The following is a 19,810-nucleotide window of genomic DNA, read 5'->3' on the forward strand; positions in this document are numbered from 1 at the left end:
TGCATGATTTCTTCTGAGGAGCAGACATCTCCAAACCATTTCAACACACCATTATGGTGGTTTATAATTTGCTGAGCAGTGAATTTGTTTGAGTTCCAGATGCTGTGTGAGTCTAATAGTAGAGTTACTTTATACCCCCTGTTAAAAGCCCTGCAGCAGGTGGTGTCTATACACACTTATTCCCCATGCGACAGTTCGCACGTTCTTCATACCATCCCATCTTTCGCCTCAATATTATAAAAGATTAATGTTTACTTAAAGCTCTTTTCGCTTTTTCATAATCCTTCGCAAACACTTTGATAGAATGATGGGTTCCACCGCTCGCTGCAAAACGGATGTCATGCCTGCTTCCACTGCTGACTTTAAAAGAGGTAATGCCTTCACTTCTTAACTTCTCTTTGGCTTTTAATAATTCACCCGCATCCATTGTGGTAAATACTGAATAAGTTCTCGCAAAAAAAGTTTCATAAATCCATCGATACACGTCATCACCCACATATTCATCCTAAGTATAAAAAGAGTGCAAACATTTGCCTCTATTCTTGGAATTTCGCAAATTAACATCCATTAAACTCTTTAACTCCGCGTCCGTTAACTATGCACGCTTCCTTATCCATAGTTGCCTCAGCCAATAAAAAAGTCTCCAATTTTTGTAGGAACACCTTAATGACATTGATCTTCCTTCATTAGCGCCCCGTTAGCTTCATTTGCCTAACAATTCGTTTCCGCAGCCTCAAGCAAATCACCGTTTTCGTCATCTACATGAACAGCACCAAATTCACAATCCTTGTCTATTTCCCATTCAACGATGTACTTCCCCCACCCTTTGCTAACAGATTTAATGATAATTTTATTTTTGTCTCTGCTGTAATCTTGAGTGAGATGTTGCACAACAATTGATTCTGCATCGCCTTGAGTAATTTTAGATTGAGAGTTCCCACAAGCAACTAATACTACAAGTAGTAAAACAATTAACATATAGGCACTTTTTTGCATATTTTTGCTCCCTCTTCTATCTTAGCTTAAATTAGAATGATGGGTACACTATGTTCTTATTAAACTAAATGCCCCAATAATTGAAGAATGGCAATAGCCTGTACAACCAAGTGATCTTGTATAATTAGGATTAATAGGCTGCCAACAAGCTATTACCGAGTCAAAAAATTTACATATAGTCAACGATTGCAATAATTAAATCATTGTCATTCACTACAAGGAGAGCGTCTCATCCAATTTCTGAATCTTGGAGTGGGAAATTAAAAAAACATCGCCAATAATGTCGATTTTGTCTCCCTTTACACGTACAGCGCAATCTTTGTTCGACGCATAAATATTTATCTCTTCCGACAGGGGAGAAAGTTCGCTTTGAACCAATGTCATGTTATTTTCAAGATCAAAATGAGATAGGACGGAAAAATTATCAAGACCGATTCCATCATAAACAGAGTTCGTTTCAACTTTATCTCCAAAGTTTTTCGAGCATAACCATTTAGCGGACATATTGATTGCACCAGCGCTTGCGCCCATTACAACAGCGCTGCTTTCTTTTATCGAATCCGATAATTCATATTCCTTCAAAAAATCATTTTGTTTAAGAATATCCCCACCCAACAAGAAAATGACTGAAGCATTTTGAATTTTCGTTTGGGCCTCATCCTTCTGTACGCGATAATTAATTAAATCATATTCATCAAACATAATACCAGCCTGGTCAAGCCACGAGCGTTCTGTAGAACCATTCTCCTCAAAAATAGATGGATTCGAACTAATCATGACAAGAGATTTTCTATCAGTTATATCTTCCTGTAACAGTCTGCCCAGTTTCTCTGGAAAGAAATTGTTAAACCAACCTAAGTAATAGTGAGTTTTCATAAGTACCCCCGTAGCAAAGTGTAAAAAAGATTACTTCCTTTCATCACTCATTCTGTATTATTGTCACTAACAAACTACTCTCAATAAGGACTGATTGTTAAACACAGTTAAACAACGCTCTTCAATAACTTCAACAAAAAAAGCGTTAATCCTTCTTGGATCAACGCCCCCTATAAAGTATAATCATTCACTCTTTTTTCCGTTATGCTGTTTCACTTGTAGAGAGAATGGCTGCTTGTTCAATGGCACTCTTTAATGGAACATCATTCACCAAAACTTCCACCAAGGCTTTTCCTTATAAAAATCAAATCCAGTCATAACTTTATTTTGTCCTTTAGTTACATGACCTGTATCGTAATATAGACCAAGTTCGATCTCTTCGTCTTCTTCTGTAGTGAGAACCAAATTGTAAGGTGAGCCAAGCGTATCCCAACTGCCCGGTCGTCTCGAATTGTTTATTTCTGATACAACTTCTTCAACCAATTCTTCTTCAATCGATTCAAAGACTATTTCTTTTACAATTTTGTGTTCAGGTTCGTAAACTGAAGAAACCTTTATAACAGAAACCTTTGTGACCTCTTTCGTAATGATTTCTTCCTTGGGATCACAACCAACTATTAAAGGCATTAAGAGTAAAAAACCACTTATATATAGAAGTTTCTTCATCATTTACCTCATTTATAAAAATGTAAATAGATACAGTAATTGTTAAGTCTTCCCTTTTCTTGATTAAAAGGAGGCTGATTGTTAAGTAAACGCCCTCGTTTGTTGAAGTGATATTACCTGTTTATTTGGATAAGTACTTAGCGAAGAGCACCCCTATTATTACAGATACAATAATGATGACAATTGTAAAACCAAGTGGATGGTCAGTAGCTCTTACCCATAAGGGAGTGCTTAAAATTCCATCTCTCCACCCATTCTCACCACTAAAATCCGTCCCTTCTGCACGATACAGTATAGCCCAAGATTGATAAACTTTAGAGACTAAAAGCCCTAAAATAAACCCAAACAATCCTCCCCAAAGGATATTGTTTTCTGTGTTCATCACCCTTTCCCCCTTCATATATAGTGTTCTACCATCAGGAATAATAAAAAATTTTATTATTACATTAACCTGCTCCAATAATGGAATAACTTCAACATAAGAAGCCTTAATCCTACTCAGATCAACGTTCCCGTTACCAAAATAGTGTCTTAGGATATATCCATATACCAAAGTAGTTGTATTTCATCCTCTACCAACGGATCCCTATACCCATGTACATCAATAGTTTCTAAAACAAATCCATTCTTTGCGTAAAAGTTACAGGCTGGGGTATTTACGTTTTGGGTTTCAACCATAAGTGTTTTGTAACCACGTTCCTTGGACCACTGTATAACCGCTTCAAGTAATTGTCCACCAATGCCTTTATTCCTGGCAGCGGGCTGAACACGTAAATCCCATAAGGTTGCTGCCCCTTTTTTAAAGCCATTCATTTCAGGGGCCACCGCAACTCCACCAACGTATATATCATTTTCTATTGCTGCAAACAAACCCCATGTACCCAAATCAAACTGTTTTGCCCAACTGACCGGGTGACAATCCATAAGAAGATCATAATCTTTCACATATGAAGAACATGGTCTTTCAACTAACTGGAGTCCCCCTAGACCATTGCGAATTGGGCAGACATGAAGTTTAGTGTAATTGGAACATCTGCGTATTCAGAAAGCTTTGAAGCATCAATTTGCTGAATTTGCATTAATCGCCTTTCCCCCATTTCTCATAGACACTAACAATGTACCTGTTTCTTGGTTTTCCTTTTCAACAATCCTTCTCCTTTAGTCCACTTAATAACTTCAACTAAAAGAAGCGTTAATCCTTCATTGATCAACGCTCCCTTTACATCCATAAGAAAGTTTGAATGGATACATAGAAGGTAAATAAAAATGTAACTGTACCTAACCAGCCGTAAGCTTTATTCCCCTTTTGAAACTCCCTTAGTCCCATTACTAACATTGTTAAACTCAAAAACAACATCATATATGGTAGAAATTTAACATTCCTGGTTACCAACCCGTACCCTGCAAGTGAAATAGCTATTATTGATAAAATAATGTGCAACATCCTTAACAATTCCTCACGACCTTTATCCTGTTATCACATATTCCTAATTAATTGTTCAACTACCTGCTCCGTTAGCCTAAGATATTCTGACGAAACCGAGGCTGCCAGCAAACGCTCCGCTAATTTAAAATCACTTTTTGTTTTCCTTTTGAATCTCTCGCCACTCTTCAGAGTAGTCGGGATTGGTAATTTCTATTTCTTCAGAAATAATCTCCATATTATTTAAATCATATTTAACTATATAACTCCCTAAAGGAGATTCGTTTTTTGCCAAACTTCTTTCATATTCGACTATTCCTTCCGAACTAACATTAGAAGCAATTGTCGTCTTATAATCGTCATCAACAAAAGCATCAAGTTCAGGATTAAAATCGCTTAAATTATTTGCTAATTTACCCATTACCTCTTGTCTTCTTTTTCTAAAGCCCTCGCTTGTTCTATTCTCTCAGTTTGATAGAACATCAATATTATTCCAAATATAAACATTATAATAAAACTTATAATCGGTAGCTTTTTGTTCAAAGCCGCTCCTCCTTGCAATACTCTTCTCATTTAAAATAAGTTCCTTATTCAACTATTTGTTTGTTCAATATGGGTTCAACAAATTATATCTGATTATCGCATTCTGTTAGTTGATTGCACTTGGTCATTTCTTTTTATAAATATACCGATAACCAAAATATATAATCAATATCGTTATAAAGGTAACAATCAAATTTTCCACATTAGCACACCCTACTATTTCTACACATATAGAAGGTTCCTCTGGTGATGGAAGTCTTGATAACAGCAATATACATACCTCCTCACAAAGGGGTTTTCCATATATATATTCACCTAAACTCAGTCCAATTCTAAATAAGCATATTCAACATTCCTATTAATAAAGAAGGGCAATAACCCGATCAATTAGCTGATATTTAATTATTCTCCCTAAATATCGAATACCTTTTTTAGCTATTCAGCTTCCAAAAAGTTTTGTATAACCTCCATAAACTTCTCTGTTTCCTCTAAACGGTGAACTCCCCATTTAGTAAGTTCATAATTAATCTAGCTCCTTTTAAAGAAATTGTTAGTTTGCTGCTGAATCCACTTGCTTGAACATTTGATAGCCGGCTGCTAGTAAGGCAAACACGCCCATTATCGGATGAATGCAGCTTGTTTTGTTTTCCTTCCCATTAAGACATAAATCAAATAGCCGATGACATTCAATAATGCGAAAGCAATGATCCACCCAGCATTTAGTCTTCTATGATGGTAAGCGTTAATCGTTGCCCAAATCGTAAACAAGGTTGCATAAATTGCGATGCCAGCATTAAAAATGAATGGGATAAAACTTATGAGTTGAAGGGATTCCATTTGTACATACCATTCAGTGTTATTTAAAGGATAACCTAAATCAATCAACATCCAATTTGGTTTATTAGAATCATTGAATACACCATATTCGTAAACTGGTGCAACGTCGTTTAAATAGTATGAAACAGCACCAGTTTCTGAGACGCTTTCAACATCAGCCATTTTGTAAATTTGAAGGTTTAAAATTTGGCTTTTATCTTCCACCAACGTGAATATTCCTGGTTTCATATCTTCAGTAATCGCTTCCTGGCCTTCTAATCTATTGAGTATTTCCCTAGCCACGGTCAAGTTTTCACTCATATCAGCTTCATTCATTGCCCAAAGTATTCCACTGACAATTGAAGTAAGGATAATAAAAGATAGTGCTATATAAAGCACTCGTTTTGCAAAGACTTTTTGTGCTCGAAACAATTGACCAACTATGGATCTCATTTCTGCTTGCCCGCCAAAACGTTCGATGGCAATATTAATCGCTTCTTCTTCTGACTTTCCTTCTAATCTCAATTCGTGAACTGCCTCTAACAGGTGGTTTTTCATTTCCGCTTTTAATTCTGCTATTTCTTTTTTGTTCCCACCGACACTGTGATACACCTCATCCACAAACGCTTCAACTTGTTTCATATTTGTCTCCCCCTTCTATAAATGAATCAATAATCTTTTTTATAAATTGCCATTCTGCACGTTTTAATTTAAAACCTTCTTCACCTAAAGGAGTAAGTTTATAATATTTTCTTCTTCCTCCAGGTCCTTGCTCAGCACCCCAATAAGAGGAGATCCACTCATTCTTTTCTAATCGCTTCAAAGACAAATAAAGCGTTCCTTCTTTTAATTCAAATTGTTCTTCACTTTTTTCACGGACGAGTTTGGCTAACTCGTAGCCGTACATATCCCTTGTATGTAATAAAGACAATATCAGCGTATCGATATGCCCTTTTAAAACCTCTTTATTAACTTCCAAAATCATCCACCTCCTATCTCCGTTATAAAGTATATTACTTAATAATGCAAGGTATTCATTTAAAAAAAATTTTTTAATTCTTGCTCGTCTTTTAATCTTTTTAGGTGTTTAAATTCCGAGTTATTTCAAAACCTGTTCATTAACTTCAATACAAAGAAGCGTCAACCCTTCTTGGATTAACGCCCCGTCTGTGGAAAAAGATATTATTCATTCACAATGATTACTATCAAAATGCTTCCCTTCGTCAGGTAGCTTGCCCTCTGGCGGTGTCCAAACGCTTTGACAAATACTCTGTTCATTTATCACTGAATACGTATATGTCCAACCTTTTTCGTTTTCAAATTCAACTTCTAAGTGATTAGGGTTATACTGCCTACCTTCTTGTCGGCTAATAGTCCACTCTTGATTAGAATATTTCCCCATTAGATATTGATTTAATTGTTCCATCTTTTATGAAACTTGATAATCAACCCAGTAAGGACGAATAGCAAAGAATAAAAGTATTAATACAGTTAATAATGATGCAATAGTAAAACTAAGTTTTCTAATATTTTTCGGTAATAAGAATGCAATTAAAAAAGTAATACTTACAAATATGAGTGACATTATGATTTCTATTACTGTAGTTGGATGCAAATCAAACCCAACATTTGTCAATTGTTTTCCAAGCAACCAATTCATTTTAACAACAATTACCAAAAATAAGAAATAATAATATTAAAGGAAGTAGAGAAAGTAAAAGAGGAAATATTGAAAGTATTTTCAACCACTTTTTATTCAGTTTTAGACCTAATATGAGCATGATGCTGGATAATATAATTCCAATAATTATTGACGAAATTGCTTCGTACATAATCAATCCTACTTCCTTACAATTATTCAATAATTCTTCCCTTTAATCCTATAACTTCAACAAAAAAAGCGCTAATCCTTCTTAAATCAACGCCCCTTAAACGGAAGAAATTATTTACTTTTATCTAACGGTCCATTAGTTCCTTCAGAATGTGTGTATATTTCATTTGCAGTATAACCTGAAATACCGCCTTGACTAATTACCCCATTGTCATAATGATAATAGTAAATGGCATTTGGTTCATCTTTAAATACCACATATATCACCCAGGGTTCATACGATAATATAACATTGGTTATAGAATGGTCGATTTGAATTTCTTCTATCTCGTTATCTTCATATCCTTTATCTATTGTCAAATGTATAAGTATTTCCTCATAACGTTTTTTTTCACCTGCATCTACATAAAGAATATATGAAAAATAGGCTAGTAAAATTACAATCAACGGGATTGCAAATAAAGCTTTTCTGTTTGTGATATTTTTAGGCATTGTTTCTTCCCCCTTTGTAAAACCCAAACCTCTTTGGTGTAATTATACACCAAAAGGGTTTATTTACAATTAAATTAGCAATTATTAAGGGAGTAGAAAATTGCATACTCCAATGACTGGCCCATTTGTTGAATAGCACCTTCATAGTATAAAAATAACAGCTTGAGCGTTTTAAATTGAATTTAATTTTGAGCAGCTTGATTTCTGCACTGTATATTTTAATCTGACTTACATCTGAAGCAGTTTCTTTCTGAAAACTCTGTGTATTATTTTCAAACATAAACTGTTTCATACTAATCAGCGGTCACAATAGCTGTAATTCCTCACGTTACAGGTAAGAACCTTCTCCATTATGACTATTTGTTGAAAATGATGCTTCTTTAACCAAATTCCAGAGTCAGAAATTGCTCGAATAGCTCCTAAACTTAAACCTTTCCAAAGGACACAATTTTTGTATATGAATGATTAACTAATAATCGTACCTCTTTGGCAGCATCTCCCAGCCTCTAAGGGTACGATTAACCGATAATCGTACCCCTTCAACAAGAATGCCGATCCACTAAGGGTACGATTAACAAAAAATCAGCCTGCTACAGCAAAAAATCTGTGTGTAACAAACAAAAAATATCCCGCCACCCCTAAAGGCAGCAGGACATTCATGATTACCCCTGATTATTCAACCTCAACCATAGATACTTTGTTCTTACCCGTGCGTTTAACCTGATATAGAGCTTGGTCAGCGCGTCTGATGACATCACTAATATTATCAGACGGTGTCCATACAGCCCCGCCAATGCTGCAGCCAACGGAAACAATTTCCCCATCGATATCATAAGGCTTGTTGATCATAGAGATTATTCGTTCTCCCGTACTAACACCATTGTTTATCGGGTCCAATGCCGAAGAAGTAAGAACAATGACAAATTCATCTCCGCCCATACGTGAAACCAGTTCACCTTCCCGGATATTTTGCTTCAAGCGTGAACCCACTTCTACCAGCAGCTTGTCCCCTGCATCATGACCTAATTGATCATTGACCGCTTTGAAGCCATCAAGATCCATATACAGAATGGTTAACGCCTTATTGTGTTTGGTGGCTCTCTCTAAATAGTGTTCAAGGCCATTCCGGTTACAGAGTCCAGTCAGGTGGTCTCGGTGTGCTACATCTTCCATTTTTTCTAATTCTGACTCTTTCTTGGTCAAATTGGCCACAAGATTTCTTAGAGAATCTGATAAAATCTCTATTTCAATAATGCCTTTATAATTAGGTATTTCAACCATTTTTCCTTCCCTTAAATGATCTGCCACCCTGCTAATCTTTTTCAAAGGATAGGTAATACGGCCAGCTAAAAACCAACCGGCAAGAGCGAACAAAGCAACAAGAACCAGCCCGGTGACAATAAAGTAGATTAATAACTCTTTTGCTGGAGCATAAGCCACTTCGACGGGCTGTCTTACTAAGATGGTCCAATTAAGGCCCGGATAGTCTTTATATCCATCTGCAAAGACATATCCTGTCAAGTATTGATTTCTATCTTCCCAAGTCTCGAGTATCCAGCCCTCTTTGCCCATTTTAGCTGATTCTAGGCTCTCTAGATTCAAAGGATTTCCGAGCATATCGTCAGGTCCTAGGATCACATTATTATTATCACTTATTATAAACAGTTCAATATTACTGCGATTTTGAAGGGTATTCATCATAGACTCTTCAGCCTCTTCTACCCACTCCCAGCTTAAATGAGTCGCTAATACCCCAATGAATTGATTATCATAGTCATAGACAGGTGTGCTGATATCAACGAACTTCATTTCCTCCCCCGATGGATTGGGAAGCAAGTCTGCTAATAGAACAGCCTCATGAACATCCCCGATAAACACTTCATCTAAAGCTTCAGTATAAACCGGCCGGGCAGATATATCTGCACCTCTCAGAATTCCATCAGTAGAAGCAATGACAACCCCGTCCTTATCCGTTAAACCTACCCAGGAAAACGACGGAATTTTTTCCCTTAATCTATTCAAAAGGTTTTCGACATTACTTAAATCTTGTTGTTTCTTAATCTCTGGCAGCTCACTTAACACGGCGACTTCCTCATACCTCGACCACATATATTGATCCAGGTTTTCACCCACGATATAAGCGACTTCTGATAAAGATTGGCCAATCTCAGACTGAACCTCTTTAATTGACCGTTGTCCAATTAGAATGCTTAAGACTAGGATCAAAAGAATGGCGATGACTCCAAAACTAATAGCTAATAACTTCTGTAAACGACCGCGATAAACTATCATTCATGCCTCTCCTAAAAAACTATATATATACCTAGATTATAACAGTTATATCGATATTTTCAGACAAAAATAGTAAATAAGTATCAAAAAAACCTTTGAACAATTGCCCTATTTAATTAGGATATTGGCAGTCAAAGATTGTTGGTTTTGATAGGAGTTTTATCACTATAGAAAGAACTCCAGTTCATAGAGGAGTGTTTAACCGAGTATCTTAAATTGGTACGATTAGCTAAGAAATATATCACTATTGAAAGAGCTCCAGTTTATAATGTTGCGTCTTTCCGGAAATCTTACCACAACAGGAAGATACCTGAATTATGATTAGTACGATTAGACAAGACTCCTTGGGAGGAATCCTTTATGAAATCATGTATGATACTAATAAAAGGACGGAAAGGATGATTGGAATGAATATTCTATGGGATTTTGATGGCACATTATTTGATACATATCCTGCCTATACTAGAGTCTTTTCTGAGGTGCTGGGTGATTCAATGGATCAGCAGGAAATCTATGATAACTTGAAGGTATCGTATTCCCATGCTATCGATCACTACAAGGTCTCAGAAGAAAAAGAGGCAAAAATGAAGGAATTGAGGGATTTATTAGCTCCCAGCGAAATGAAACCCTTCGAACATGTAGAGGAAATTTTGAAATTCGCTGACAAAAACGTCATTATGACCCACAAGTCCAGAGACGGAGTAATGGCTATTTTAAATCATTACGGCTGGGCAAAATACTTTTCTGATATTGTGACAATAGATGATGGCTATGCCCGCAAACCACATCCAGAAGCCTATATTTATCTGCATAGCAAACATGGGATCGACTTGGCAATTGGTGACCGGGAGCTGGACTTGCTTCCTGCCAAAGAATTAGGAATTAAAACCTGCATCTTTCAAGGGGAATGTGAGATAGCTGATTATAGGTTGAATGAGTACTCGGAGTTTTTTCTGACAGAAATTTTGGAGTCTAACACTGAGACCGCCTAACAATTAAGGTGAATTTTACTATATCAAAATCATTTTTTATTCATACAAGCCAATGCGTCATAGGCACTGGCTTTCCTCTTTAGATGCCCTACCCTTTTTCTATGTAGCCATAATTCCCGGAATAGCTTTCTTTAATATACTTAAAGCCCCCTCTCCTTATTTTTAGCTTCACAACAAAAAAACACTGTTCGACTCTTTTCTCAAGACCTTATATTTAAATCTACTAATTCCCTGTGTTAAAATTGTAAATGCATTACCAATAGAGATATATCATTTAGTTAGTCTTTTTTTTTCAAAAAATAACGTGACAATCCCAGAATTTCCTTTAAAATTAGATAGAGTTGTATATACAAGTTCTAACATGCATTTCTTCATAAATATGCAATACCCCTCAATGTTTATTTGTTATGCCCTAACTAGAAATACTTTGCATATTCCGAAGTAAGAAAGGTGTTGAAAATGTCGGAATGGTAAAACTGAAGTCCATAATCCAAAAACAGCGAAAGCTATTAAAAGAAGGTAAATTAGAAAACATGGAAGAATCACTAAAGGATTTTTATGAACTCTCATTTAAAAGTTATCCAGAACCAATATTTATCTTAGATAAAACCGGCCAAATCATCGTTTACAATGATGCAGTTCAATCTCTTTTCGGAGAGCAATCTATAAAGTATGGGAAAAACTTATTAAATAAATTAAACCCTGACCAGCAAAGTACTGATTGGTCGGAATTTTTTTATCCTATCCTAAATGGACATTTTCAATCCTTCAACACGCAATTGACAAACAAAAAAGGAAATACTATTGAATCTCATGTGAAGCTTACCCCTACTAAATTTAGTCCTAAAGATTTTATCATTTCCGGCATTATTACTGATATATCCGAATTAACGCTGCAAAAAGAACAGGCAGAAAATCTGGAAATTCGGCTGAATACTGCTCAACAACTAGCTGATATTGGGACTTGGGAATATGACATTGCGAAAGATGAGTGTTCTCTATCATATAAGGTTCACGAAATTCTTGGTATACCTAATGGAATTAAGCCTACATTTCATATGCTGACGGACACAGTTCATCCGCAAGACAGACATATTTTCGCTGATGAGTTTGTTAATGCTGTGAATGAAAAAAGAAATTTTCATTCTCAAAACAGAGTCATCCGACCGGATGGAACAGAACGGATGCTCCAAAATTACGGAGAGATTATTTACGATGCTGATAAAAAACCTTCAAAGTTTATAGGTACCACTTATGATATTACAGAACAAAAAGTGATAGAAGAAAGATTAGCAGAAACAGAGAGACAGGTTCTAAGAATATCCAATACCTTGGAAGTAGGAATATGGGCAAAAGATATTAAAAAAAATCAATTTTTATTTGTTTCTAAAGGAGTCGAATTACTTTCGGGCTACTCACCGGAGGATTTCAGACGAGGCCTTATAGAATGGGAAGACCTTATCTATCCAGATGATTACGAGCAATATAAACTCAGACAGGAGAAACTCAAAGATGGCAAAGTGCCAAAAGAACAATATCGAATTATCCAAAGAAATGGGGAAATCCGCTGGGTGCAGGATGAAATCATAACAACCTATAACTCTTTGGGAGATATAGTACGTATTGAGGGAATCATTTCCGATATATCAGAACAAAAAGAAACTGAAGAAAAAGTGAACTATATCGCCCATCACGATTATTTGACGGACCTTCCCAATCGAAGAATGTTTGAACGAAAATTACAAACAATCATTCAGCAATCAAAGATCAAAGACAATGAATTCGCAGTCATGTATGTAGACATGGATGGCTTCAAGCGTGTAAACGATACTTTGGGGCATGCTATAGGAGATAAACTCTTAATAGAAATCTCTAACAGATTACTAGCTTGCATTCCTAAAAATTACTTTGTTGCGCGTATTGGGGGAGATGAGTTCTCCGTCATCATTGAAGATATGCAAACCCTGGAACAGACTACAAGTACTGCAAAAAAAATTATTTCAACTCTGGAAGTGCCCTACAAACTGGATGGGTATGAATTATTTGTGACTGCAAGCGTAGGAGTGGCAACTTATCCACATGACGGGCTTGATGAACAAAGTATTTTGCAAAAAGCTGATAAAGCTCTTTACCGCGCCAAGGAAATGGGTAAAAATAATTTTCAAATCTACAACTCTTCCATGAATATTGAAGCATATAAGTTATACAGCTTGGAAAATGATTTAAGGAAAGCGATTAAAAAGAAAGAACTATCCTTTCGTTATCAGCCAAAAATCGATGCAAGAAATGGAAGAATGATTGGTGCGGAAGCGTTGATACGCTGGGAACACCCTGAATGGGGCCAGGTTTCCCCCGTTGAATTCATTCCCCTGGCAGAAGAAAATGATTTAATTTTTAAACTGACCAATTGGACCTTTAGAACCATATGTACACAAATCAAGCAGTGGTCTGATCAAAAGATTCCAGTAGTTCCCATCTCCATTAATATATCACCCAAATTATTTATTAAGAGCGAGTGGCAAGATGAGTTGATCGATATTCTCCAGGAAACGAATATCGATCCTAAATTAGTAGAGTTGGAAATTACAGAACAAGCATTAATCAAAAATGAGGAATCTTTTAGTTTGGGGATTGAAAAGCTTAAGCAGCTCGGAATCAAAATTTCATTAGATGACTTTGGTACTGGTTATTCTTCCCTGCTCTATCTCCAAAAATTCAAACTCGATACTATAAAAATCGATAAAAGTTTTGTTGATGATATTTTAAAAGGAAAACCAACCATTACTAAAGCAATCATTAATATGGCACATGAGTTTGACATGACTGTCATCGCAGAAGGGGTCGAAACCAGAGAACAACAATCTTTCTTAAAAAAACAGGGTTGTGACCAATTTCAGGGGTACTTATACAGTAAACCAGTACTACCAGAGGAGATTGAAAACTTATTTCATCTTCCCATTCTTGAACCAAAAGGAGCATCTGAAAGCCAACCTGCTCCCAACCGGCGTCAATTTTTTCGTGTAGAGCTCCCTCTCCCTCTAAGCGGGAATATGACCATTGTAAAAATAAAAGATAAAGATATTAAATTAGGAAAATCAGAGGTGCTGATCGAGAATATCGGCCCAGGAGGACTCAGGTTCCTGACACACATAAACCTCCCTCTGAACCCGGATATCATATTGGGATTTGAAACCGAGATACTAGGTGACACAAGACCATTTTATGGATATGTAGTGTGGAAAGAAGAACAGACTGCTGGCATTTTTGAGTACGGAATTCAGTTCAAATTCACAGAAGGCGAACAATCCAAAATCACAGCATTAACTAGCAAATTGCAAACGTCTTTGAAAAAGACCTCTAAACTCCATGACACACGATTCATCAGGGAAGACAAAATTGATTATATTAACAACAAAATAAGAACAAAGTTATAATATATGAATAAGTGGACGATTACTTCGATAATGGTCCACTTTTTTATGTCTTATAATAGAGGAATAAGACAAAGGGACAGGACAATTCATCCCCCACCCAAAGCAAAAGAAAAATACCCGAGCCAAAATGACTCGGATGCTTTTCTAATTCATTATCTTACGGAAATGTTTTTAATACTTTGAGCCGGAATACTGATTTCAACCTCAATATATTGTTTATCTCCGGAAGTTACGTTTTGTTTTACCTTTCCTTCTGAAACATCATAATTTCCTTTTACGAGATACATTGGAATGGTGACGGTCATATCCTCTTTTAAACGATTGTACAACTTGACGGTTTGCTCGGAGGCATGTCCATCGTTAGGATGTTTGTATTGTGCATCCAGTGACATGACACCGGCTTCCGTATTGCCATTTTCATAGATTGGGATGGATATTCCAGGCTCTTCGTAGTTATAGTCAGTAATTTCCCCATTTTCCACCTGAAGCGGTCTGAAGCCTGACCAGGGTTTGCCGCTTAGTTCCAAGGAAGTCGTCGTTGTATATAAGATACCATCTTGCTTTGTCACATTATCGATATGCGTGTGGCCATGCAGGCTGATATCCACATCATTTTGTTTCATGATATCAATCAACTCATGGGCATTTTCGCCATGCCATTGCTGGTCATATTGGATACCGAGTTTTTCCCCAAGTAATAAGGTATCAAGGTTCTGGGGATTATGCTGCTGGTCATATTGCTTCCAATACGATTGCACCTCCGGATCATCGGACGGCCAGATATCTCGATCACGCCAAATTGGATTATGGTGGGAAAACAATCCAACAACTTGATTTCCTTTGGCCGTTTTCGAATTATTTTCGAGATCTTTTTTTACCCATTCCAACTGCTTTTCCCTGATCTGGCCTCCCCACGTTGGTACGGATACGGTGCCATGTCCGCTTCGGTCAAACTTATGCCAGTCATATGAGTTGTATCCGATGAAATGCGCGTAAGGTCCATAATCAAATGAAAAGTACTGAGGCCCGAAATATTGCTCCCAATACTTTGCTCCATCCGCCAAAGTGGCGTCTTGGGCATAGTAATCATGATTGCCCGGCACCAGATAGACTGGGACGTCCAGTTTTTGAAGCATGCGGTATGTTTCCTCATATTCATAAATATATTCCTGCGGGTTCATTTGCCCATACATCAGATCTCCTGTGACGACAACAAAGTCAGGATTCGTCAAATTGACTTCCTTAATGGCCTTCTGCAGATACACCCAGCGGTCTTCTTCCCTGGCAGCCCACATGCCCGCTTCCTTCAGACGGCCGGGGTCTATAGTGGAGACATCATCTTGATTGCCCAGGTTTCGCGGTGAACCGACATGTGTATCCGTCAAATGTAGAAATTCAAAGTCTTTCTTGTATTCTTCAACCACTTTCACAGCATGTGGCTGCAGGTCACTCTTTCGTTGGCCAGCGGCAGTATATGTAACTTCCAAGTTGTATAATTCTTCGGGGATGCTTTCAGGAATCTCGACTGTCACATCGTAAATTTTCTTACTATCCTTCCAATACGACTCTCCAATGGCGACACTATGAACAGGAAGATTATAAGTCTCAGTAAATGCTGAATGATTCGTGGCCTTCAACTTCACACCCCACCCGGCAGCTTCCTTTCCCTGGCTGTCAATCTTCACAGTAAGGGTTTCCCCTTTCTTTTCAATCGCAGGATTTCCAAACAAGGGATAAATGATATCATTTACCTTTGGGTCTATTACAATATTCGGTACGGCATCTGTAAAATGAGTACTATCCCCAATCCCGCCGTCCTGCTCACCAACAGTAGAAATTGGACCATTGACCAGCCCGTCCGCTCCCATTGCAGGAACAAGCATTACACCAGCCACCAGTACACCAGCAATCCCCATAAATTTTCGGTTCATATCCATCCCTCCTATGCTTCTTTCAAAAATAGCATAACAGGCTATTATGTACTGGCTGTTAACTCTTCATAACAAAACAGTGTCGAATGTAAATATATGATATTTTATTGAATGTCGTTTTTCCTTCCAACGATAAGGCTCATTATCTACCCAGAAGGGTCCTTTCCAAAAATAGAATCACGAACAAAAAGCCCAGAGTCTACTCTGAGCTTTCTTTACTAGGGTTATAGAGTGCGAATACCTTAACTATGAATCGGCAAGTAAATCTGAACTTCTTCGCCATTTTCCAACGGATGATAAACCTCTACAATGTAAGCATCTAACCTTCTTTGGCAGCCCTTATCAGCCGTCCATTTTAATAATTGATGATGTAATTCCCCCACTTTATTTATATTTCCTGTTGTTGTGACATAGTCATGGGTTAATTCCAAATAGAGCAACCCAATCGGAACAAAATTTATAGATGCTGAAATTCAGCATTTGCTTGATTAAACATCATAATAATTGCCCACATCTTAACTTTCATTTTAATAGGGTAATTCTCCACCTTCTTTATCAAAGTATTTCAAAGCAGTGTGTTCCAATTGGTTAGCATCTACTCTGTGTAGTAAGAATGCATTCACATACCTATTGTCCTACAGGATCATATCAGCCTCTTTAGTTTCGAACATTACTTTATCAACGTCTTTTTGGACAAATCCGACGATGTAATCACCCTTACCAGCTGCCATTCCTAGATTATCTTTATCAATATTACCTATCCCGATAATTTCATGAAAACTCCATCCATAATCATTCTTATTGATTCTGCCCGCTGCTAAATAGGAATCAGGTGATTCACCTACTGTTGAATAAAATAATACATAAGCCACATTTCCGTAAATTTTTGTATCAATGACTTCTAAAACTGGAAAAATTGGATCTTCTAAATTTCCAAGAGCTTCTTCTGGAGTGGAATAGGAATTATGCTTTTTACTATACTCTGAATAGATGAAAGCAATTACTACAATTACTAGTATGATTAGAATTCCAAGAACAATTTTTTTCATAGCTCCCCCCTCTATGGCAGCTTTGTTAGTACACCCTACTCCGTATATATTTCATTGAGCTGACACAACTCCAACTTTAGGTTTCTTTTAAAATAATGCTAAAAAAATAGCGCCGTATACAATAGTGAATAGAGCGACTAGCAATATGTATTGAAAAAACAGTCTCATCCTTGAGTGGCCTTCAACCTCTTTAGAAAATAGTAGAAAGCAATAGTAAGAAATCATGAATGTTAAAACAACTGAGAAAACCATCAATAATGATGGAACTGCAGGTGACAGCATATTCAATCGCTGCTGACTCAATCCATTTAAGAGCAGTAAATATATTGACGCGCTCATACTGAAAGCTGCAATATAGGAAAGAATATAGGAAAGGAGATACCATTTCATAAATCTCTTAATTAATATACTGTGTTTGTATTGATAGTAAATTAAATGTGGAAGAGTCCATAATACCCAAACTATTGAAAAGATTAAAAACCAATTAAAGTAATTCATATGAAAAGCTCCCCTCAAGTACGTGACCTAAGTTTCAGTCATCTAGTAGTACGAACGAAAGGAGAAAAAGTTTCAAAGTTGAAGTAATTCTGCTCGATAAATCTCCCTTCCCGTTCTGTTAAATGATCATTTTTGTAGAACCAAAAATATATTGAGTCCTCCCTTCTAATGACCAGTAACCGCCACCTATTCCAGCATCTTCTCCTCTAGAGGAAACCACCTACTACTTTACCTTCTAAAACGTAGACATAGGCGCAGTCTTTTCCTTTTCCTCCTACTTCCACTTATAAATTATGGGAGATTACAGTATTACTATTCTTCAAAGAAACGTGACCCTCCTGTCCGAGGTGGATGATGAAGGGGCACGACTACACAAGAAACGTACCCCTTCCTGTCCGAAGTGGATGACCAAGGGGGACGATTACACAAGAAACGTACCCCCTCCTGTCCGAAGTTGATGACCAAGGGGCACGATTTCACAAGAAACGTGACCCTTCCTGTCCGAAGTGGATGACCAAGGGGGACGATTACAGAAGAAACGTGACCCTTCCTGTCCGAAGTTGATGACCAAGGGGCACAATCTCACAAGAAACGTACCCCTTCCTGTCCGAAGTGGATGACCAAGGGGGACGAATACAGAAGTAACATGACCCTTCCTGTCCGGAGTTGATGACAAAGGGGTACGATTACACAAGAAACGTACCCCCTCCTGTCCCAAGTGGATGACCAAGGGGCACGATTTCACAAGAAACGTACCCCTTCCTGTCCGAAGTGGATGATGAAGAGCCTTGATTAAAGAAGAACCGAGCCACCTTTAACCCTAAATGTTAATAGACCAATCAAATCGGCTGCTTTGTACAGAATTCGCCCATATAAAGAAATTATTGTTTCCTTTTACGGCGATAAAGCAAGAATAAAAAGAGTCCACCAACGAAAATACCTACACTTAAGAGCAGGTACGATATTTCTTTCATCACATTGCTGGGGGTTTCCACTTCTCTAACAATAGTTTTTTCTGTATGTGATTTTAAGAATTCTTCGAAAAAATCCCTCTTTTCTTCAGTGATGTTTTCTATTTCTCCTTCGTAAACTTGAATCATACCATTCGGACCTCCAACTGGTATGAGGAAATCAGCATCCGTACTCTTTTCTAAAAACAGGAGAAATACTCCACCTTTATTCTGGAAGTCTTCTGCCCATCCAGTATCATTATAGTCAATGCCCGCTGTAAATTGTTTAGAAGGATCTCCCTTGTATACACTATTAACTGTGAATTCAAAACCTTGAAAAATAAAATCACTCGGCTTAGGCTCACTTGTAAAATCGTAGGTGCCCATCACAATGACTTCCGCTCTATTCACAACCTCTTGAGGTTCGAGTTCAACCCAACTTGTAGCAGTGACGGATAGGCTTGTTATCAGTATGGATAAAATGCAGCTCGCCAATAAAGATATGTAATATGAATTTCTCAATGTCTTTTCCCCCTTTTTTGATTAGACGTTAAATCGAGGAAAAAGTTCCAAACTTTTCAAAAAAATAGCTAATGTCTTTCACCTTGGTTTAATGACTACTATTGAATTAACCTTCAGCTAATCTATATTTTTAAAGTAATTTTCTCCTCTCTCTTATTAATATCCCTGTTTCATTGTGCAGGAGGGTCAAAAGGGTCATGAGGAAATAATCCAAATATTACGCCGGATGTTGAAAAACGATGCTCCGATTTTTCTTATGTAAATCACATAATAAATCCATTTCACCAAGGGAAGATAAGGGGACTTAAAATAAGGGGGATTTTTTCCGCTAAACCCCAAAATTCAGCTGGAGAGAGGTAAATAAGGGGAAGATTTACCGTTGAACCTGCTCATTATTCCAATTTTCATGTTTTTTAAGTAAATAGCGGAAGATTTTCCTCCTATTTGACCTATTTTCCTCGACATTTCTTCCATAAGTGGAAATTCTTCCCTTGTGATA

General features: G+C 37.2%; 19 protein-coding genes. 2 read left to right on the plus strand and 17 right to left on the minus strand.

What is annotated here, in order from left to right; translation table 11 throughout:
* Window positions 1-244 precede the first annotated feature (244 nt).
* The 12 genes from V1502_RS10615 to V1502_RS10670 all read right to left on the minus strand — a co-directional run bounded on the left by V1502_RS10615 (window position 245) and on the right by V1502_RS10670 (window position 9,935).
* Window positions 245-496, minus strand: coding sequence for a hypothetical protein (locus V1502_RS10615; RefSeq protein ID WP_409250622.1), 252 nt, complete (start codon window positions 494-496; stop codon window positions 245-247).
* A gap of 215 nt (window positions 497-711) precedes the next feature.
* Window positions 712-996, minus strand: coding sequence for a hypothetical protein (locus tag V1502_RS10620; RefSeq protein ID WP_409250623.1), 285 nt, complete (start codon window positions 994-996; stop codon window positions 712-714).
* A 213-nt stretch (window positions 997-1,209) separates the two neighbouring features.
* Entirely contained in the window at window positions 1,210-1,872 is a 663-nt protein-coding gene (locus tag V1502_RS10625; RefSeq protein ID WP_409250624.1) for a Type 1 glutamine amidotransferase-like domain-containing protein, read from the minus strand.
* Between the two features lie 267 nt (window positions 1,873-2,139).
* Entirely contained in the window at window positions 2,140-2,538 is a 399-nt protein-coding gene (locus tag V1502_RS10630) for a hypothetical protein (RefSeq protein WP_409250625.1), read from the minus strand.
* 121 nt (window positions 2,539-2,659) lie between these two features.
* Window positions 2,660-2,920, minus strand: a complete 261-nt coding sequence (locus tag V1502_RS10635) for a hypothetical protein (protein WP_409250626.1) — start codon at window positions 2,918-2,920, stop codon at window positions 2,660-2,662.
* 149 nt (window positions 2,921-3,069) lie between these two features.
* A complete protein-coding gene (locus V1502_RS10640; protein WP_409250627.1) occupies window positions 3,070-3,483 on the minus strand; it encodes a GNAT family N-acetyltransferase in 414 nt (137 codons plus the stop codon).
* A 274-nt stretch (window positions 3,484-3,757) separates the two neighbouring features.
* Complete coding sequence (locus V1502_RS10645; RefSeq protein WP_409250628.1) at window positions 3,758-3,982, minus strand: YczI family protein; 225 nt, start codon at window positions 3,980-3,982, stop codon at window positions 3,758-3,760.
* Between the two features lie 130 nt (window positions 3,983-4,112).
* Entirely contained in the window at window positions 4,113-4,382 is a 270-nt protein-coding gene (locus tag V1502_RS10650) for a hypothetical protein (RefSeq protein ID WP_409250629.1), read from the minus strand.
* 740 nt (window positions 4,383-5,122) lie between these two features.
* Complete coding sequence (locus tag V1502_RS10655; protein ID WP_409250630.1) at window positions 5,123-5,962, minus strand: permease prefix domain 1-containing protein; 840 nt, start codon at window positions 5,960-5,962, stop codon at window positions 5,123-5,125.
* Entirely contained in the window at window positions 5,949-6,299 is a 351-nt protein-coding gene (locus V1502_RS10660) for a PadR family transcriptional regulator (protein WP_409250631.1), read from the minus strand. Before V1502_RS10660 ends, V1502_RS10655 begins: the two co-directional genes overlap by 14 nt.
* A gap of 963 nt (window positions 6,300-7,262) precedes the next feature.
* Window positions 7,263-7,643: a hypothetical protein gene (locus tag V1502_RS10665; RefSeq protein WP_409250632.1), complete on the minus strand. Its 381-nt coding sequence runs from the start codon at window positions 7,641-7,643 to the stop codon at window positions 7,263-7,265.
* A 672-nt stretch (window positions 7,644-8,315) separates the two neighbouring features.
* A complete protein-coding gene (locus tag V1502_RS10670) occupies window positions 8,316-9,935 on the minus strand; it encodes a diguanylate cyclase domain-containing protein (protein ID WP_409250633.1) in 1,620 nt (539 codons plus the stop codon).
* Window positions 9,936-10,342: 407 nt separating this feature from the next.
* On the opposite strand from V1502_RS10670, the gene V1502_RS10675 reads away from it, so the two are divergent.
* Both V1502_RS10675 and V1502_RS10680 read left to right on the plus strand, forming a co-directional pair.
* Complete coding sequence (locus V1502_RS10675; protein ID WP_409254329.1) at window positions 10,343-10,927, plus strand: HAD-IA family hydrolase; 585 nt, start codon at window positions 10,343-10,345, stop codon at window positions 10,925-10,927.
* A gap of 467 nt (window positions 10,928-11,394) precedes the next feature.
* Window positions 11,395-14,361: an EAL domain-containing protein gene (locus tag V1502_RS10680; protein WP_409250634.1), complete on the plus strand. Its 2,967-nt coding sequence runs from the start codon at window positions 11,395-11,397 to the stop codon at window positions 14,359-14,361.
* A 152-nt stretch (window positions 14,362-14,513) separates the two neighbouring features.
* Here the strand turns inward: V1502_RS10680 and V1502_RS10685 are convergent, their stop codons facing one another.
* The 5 genes from V1502_RS10685 to V1502_RS10705 all read right to left on the minus strand — a co-directional run bounded on the left by V1502_RS10685 (window position 14,514) and on the right by V1502_RS10705 (window position 19,311).
* The gene (locus tag V1502_RS10685; protein ID WP_409250635.1) at window positions 14,514-16,292 is read right to left on the minus strand and encodes a metallophosphoesterase family protein; all 1,779 of its coding nucleotides are present in this window, start codon (window positions 16,290-16,292) and stop codon (window positions 14,514-14,516) included.
* A gap of 242 nt (window positions 16,293-16,534) precedes the next feature.
* Window positions 16,535-16,675 carry a hypothetical protein gene (locus V1502_RS10690; protein ID WP_409250636.1) on the minus strand — a complete coding sequence of 47 codons (141 nt, stop codon included), beginning with the start codon at window positions 16,673-16,675 and terminating at the stop codon, window positions 16,535-16,537.
* Between the two features lie 252 nt (window positions 16,676-16,927).
* Complete coding sequence (locus V1502_RS10695; protein ID WP_409250637.1) at window positions 16,928-17,341, minus strand: hypothetical protein; 414 nt, start codon at window positions 17,339-17,341, stop codon at window positions 16,928-16,930.
* An 87-nt stretch (window positions 17,342-17,428) separates the two neighbouring features.
* The gene (locus tag V1502_RS10700) at window positions 17,429-17,839 is read right to left on the minus strand and encodes a hypothetical protein (protein ID WP_409250638.1); all 411 of its coding nucleotides are present in this window, start codon (window positions 17,837-17,839) and stop codon (window positions 17,429-17,431) included.
* An 881-nt stretch (window positions 17,840-18,720) separates the two neighbouring features.
* Window positions 18,721-19,311: a hypothetical protein gene (locus V1502_RS10705; protein ID WP_409250639.1), complete on the minus strand. Its 591-nt coding sequence runs from the start codon at window positions 19,309-19,311 to the stop codon at window positions 18,721-18,723.
* Window positions 19,312-19,810: the final 499 nt, after the last annotated feature.

Origin of the sequence: Rossellomorea sedimentorum (assembly GCF_046237645.1) — a bacterium.
In the GTDB taxonomy this organism is placed as follows: domain Bacteria; phylum Bacillota; class Bacilli; order Bacillales; family Bacillaceae_B; genus Rossellomorea; species Rossellomorea sedimentorum.

Coding starts and splice junctions, on each gene's coding strand:
- V1502_RS10620 (WP_409250623.1), bottom strand. CDS start 996: ATGCAAAAAAGTGCCTATATGTTAATTGTTTTACTACTTGTAGTATTA.
- V1502_RS10625 (WP_409250624.1), bottom strand. CDS start 1,872: ATGAAAACTCACTATTACTTAGGTTGGTTTAACAATTTCTTTCCAGAG.
- V1502_RS10630 (WP_409250625.1), bottom strand. CDS start 2,538: ATGAAGAAACTTCTATATATAAGTGGTTTTTTACTCTTAATGCCTTTA.
- V1502_RS10635 (WP_409250626.1), bottom strand. CDS start 2,920: ATGAACACAGAAAACAATATCCTTTGGGGAGGATTGTTTGGGTTTATT.
- V1502_RS10645 (WP_409250628.1), bottom strand. CDS start 3,982: ATGTTGCACATTATTTTATCAATAATAGCTATTTCACTTGCAGGGTAC.
- V1502_RS10650 (WP_409250629.1), bottom strand. CDS start 4,382: ATGGGTAAATTAGCAAATAATTTAAGCGATTTTAATCCTGAACTTGAT.
- V1502_RS10655 (WP_409250630.1), bottom strand. CDS start 5,962: ATGAAACAAGTTGAAGCGTTTGTGGATGAGGTGTATCACAGTGTCGGT.
- V1502_RS10665 (WP_409250632.1), bottom strand. CDS start 7,643: ATGCCTAAAAATATCACAAACAGAAAAGCTTTATTTGCAATCCCGTTG.
- V1502_RS10670 (WP_409250633.1), bottom strand. CDS start 9,935: ATGATAGTTTATCGCGGTCGTTTACAGAAGTTATTAGCTATTAGTTTT.
- V1502_RS10675 (WP_409254329.1), top strand. CDS start 10,343: ATGAATATTCTATGGGATTTTGATGGCACATTATTTGATACATATCCT.
- V1502_RS10680 (WP_409250634.1), top strand. CDS start 11,395: ATGGTAAAACTGAAGTCCATAATCCAAAAACAGCGAAAGCTATTAAAA.
- V1502_RS10685 (WP_409250635.1), bottom strand. CDS start 16,292: ATGAACCGAAAATTTATGGGGATTGCTGGTGTACTGGTGGCTGGTGTA.
- V1502_RS10695 (WP_409250637.1), bottom strand. CDS start 17,341: ATGAAAAAAATTGTTCTTGGAATTCTAATCATACTAGTAATTGTAGTA.
- V1502_RS10700 (WP_409250638.1), bottom strand. CDS start 17,839: ATGAATTACTTTAATTGGTTTTTAATCTTTTCAATAGTTTGGGTATTA.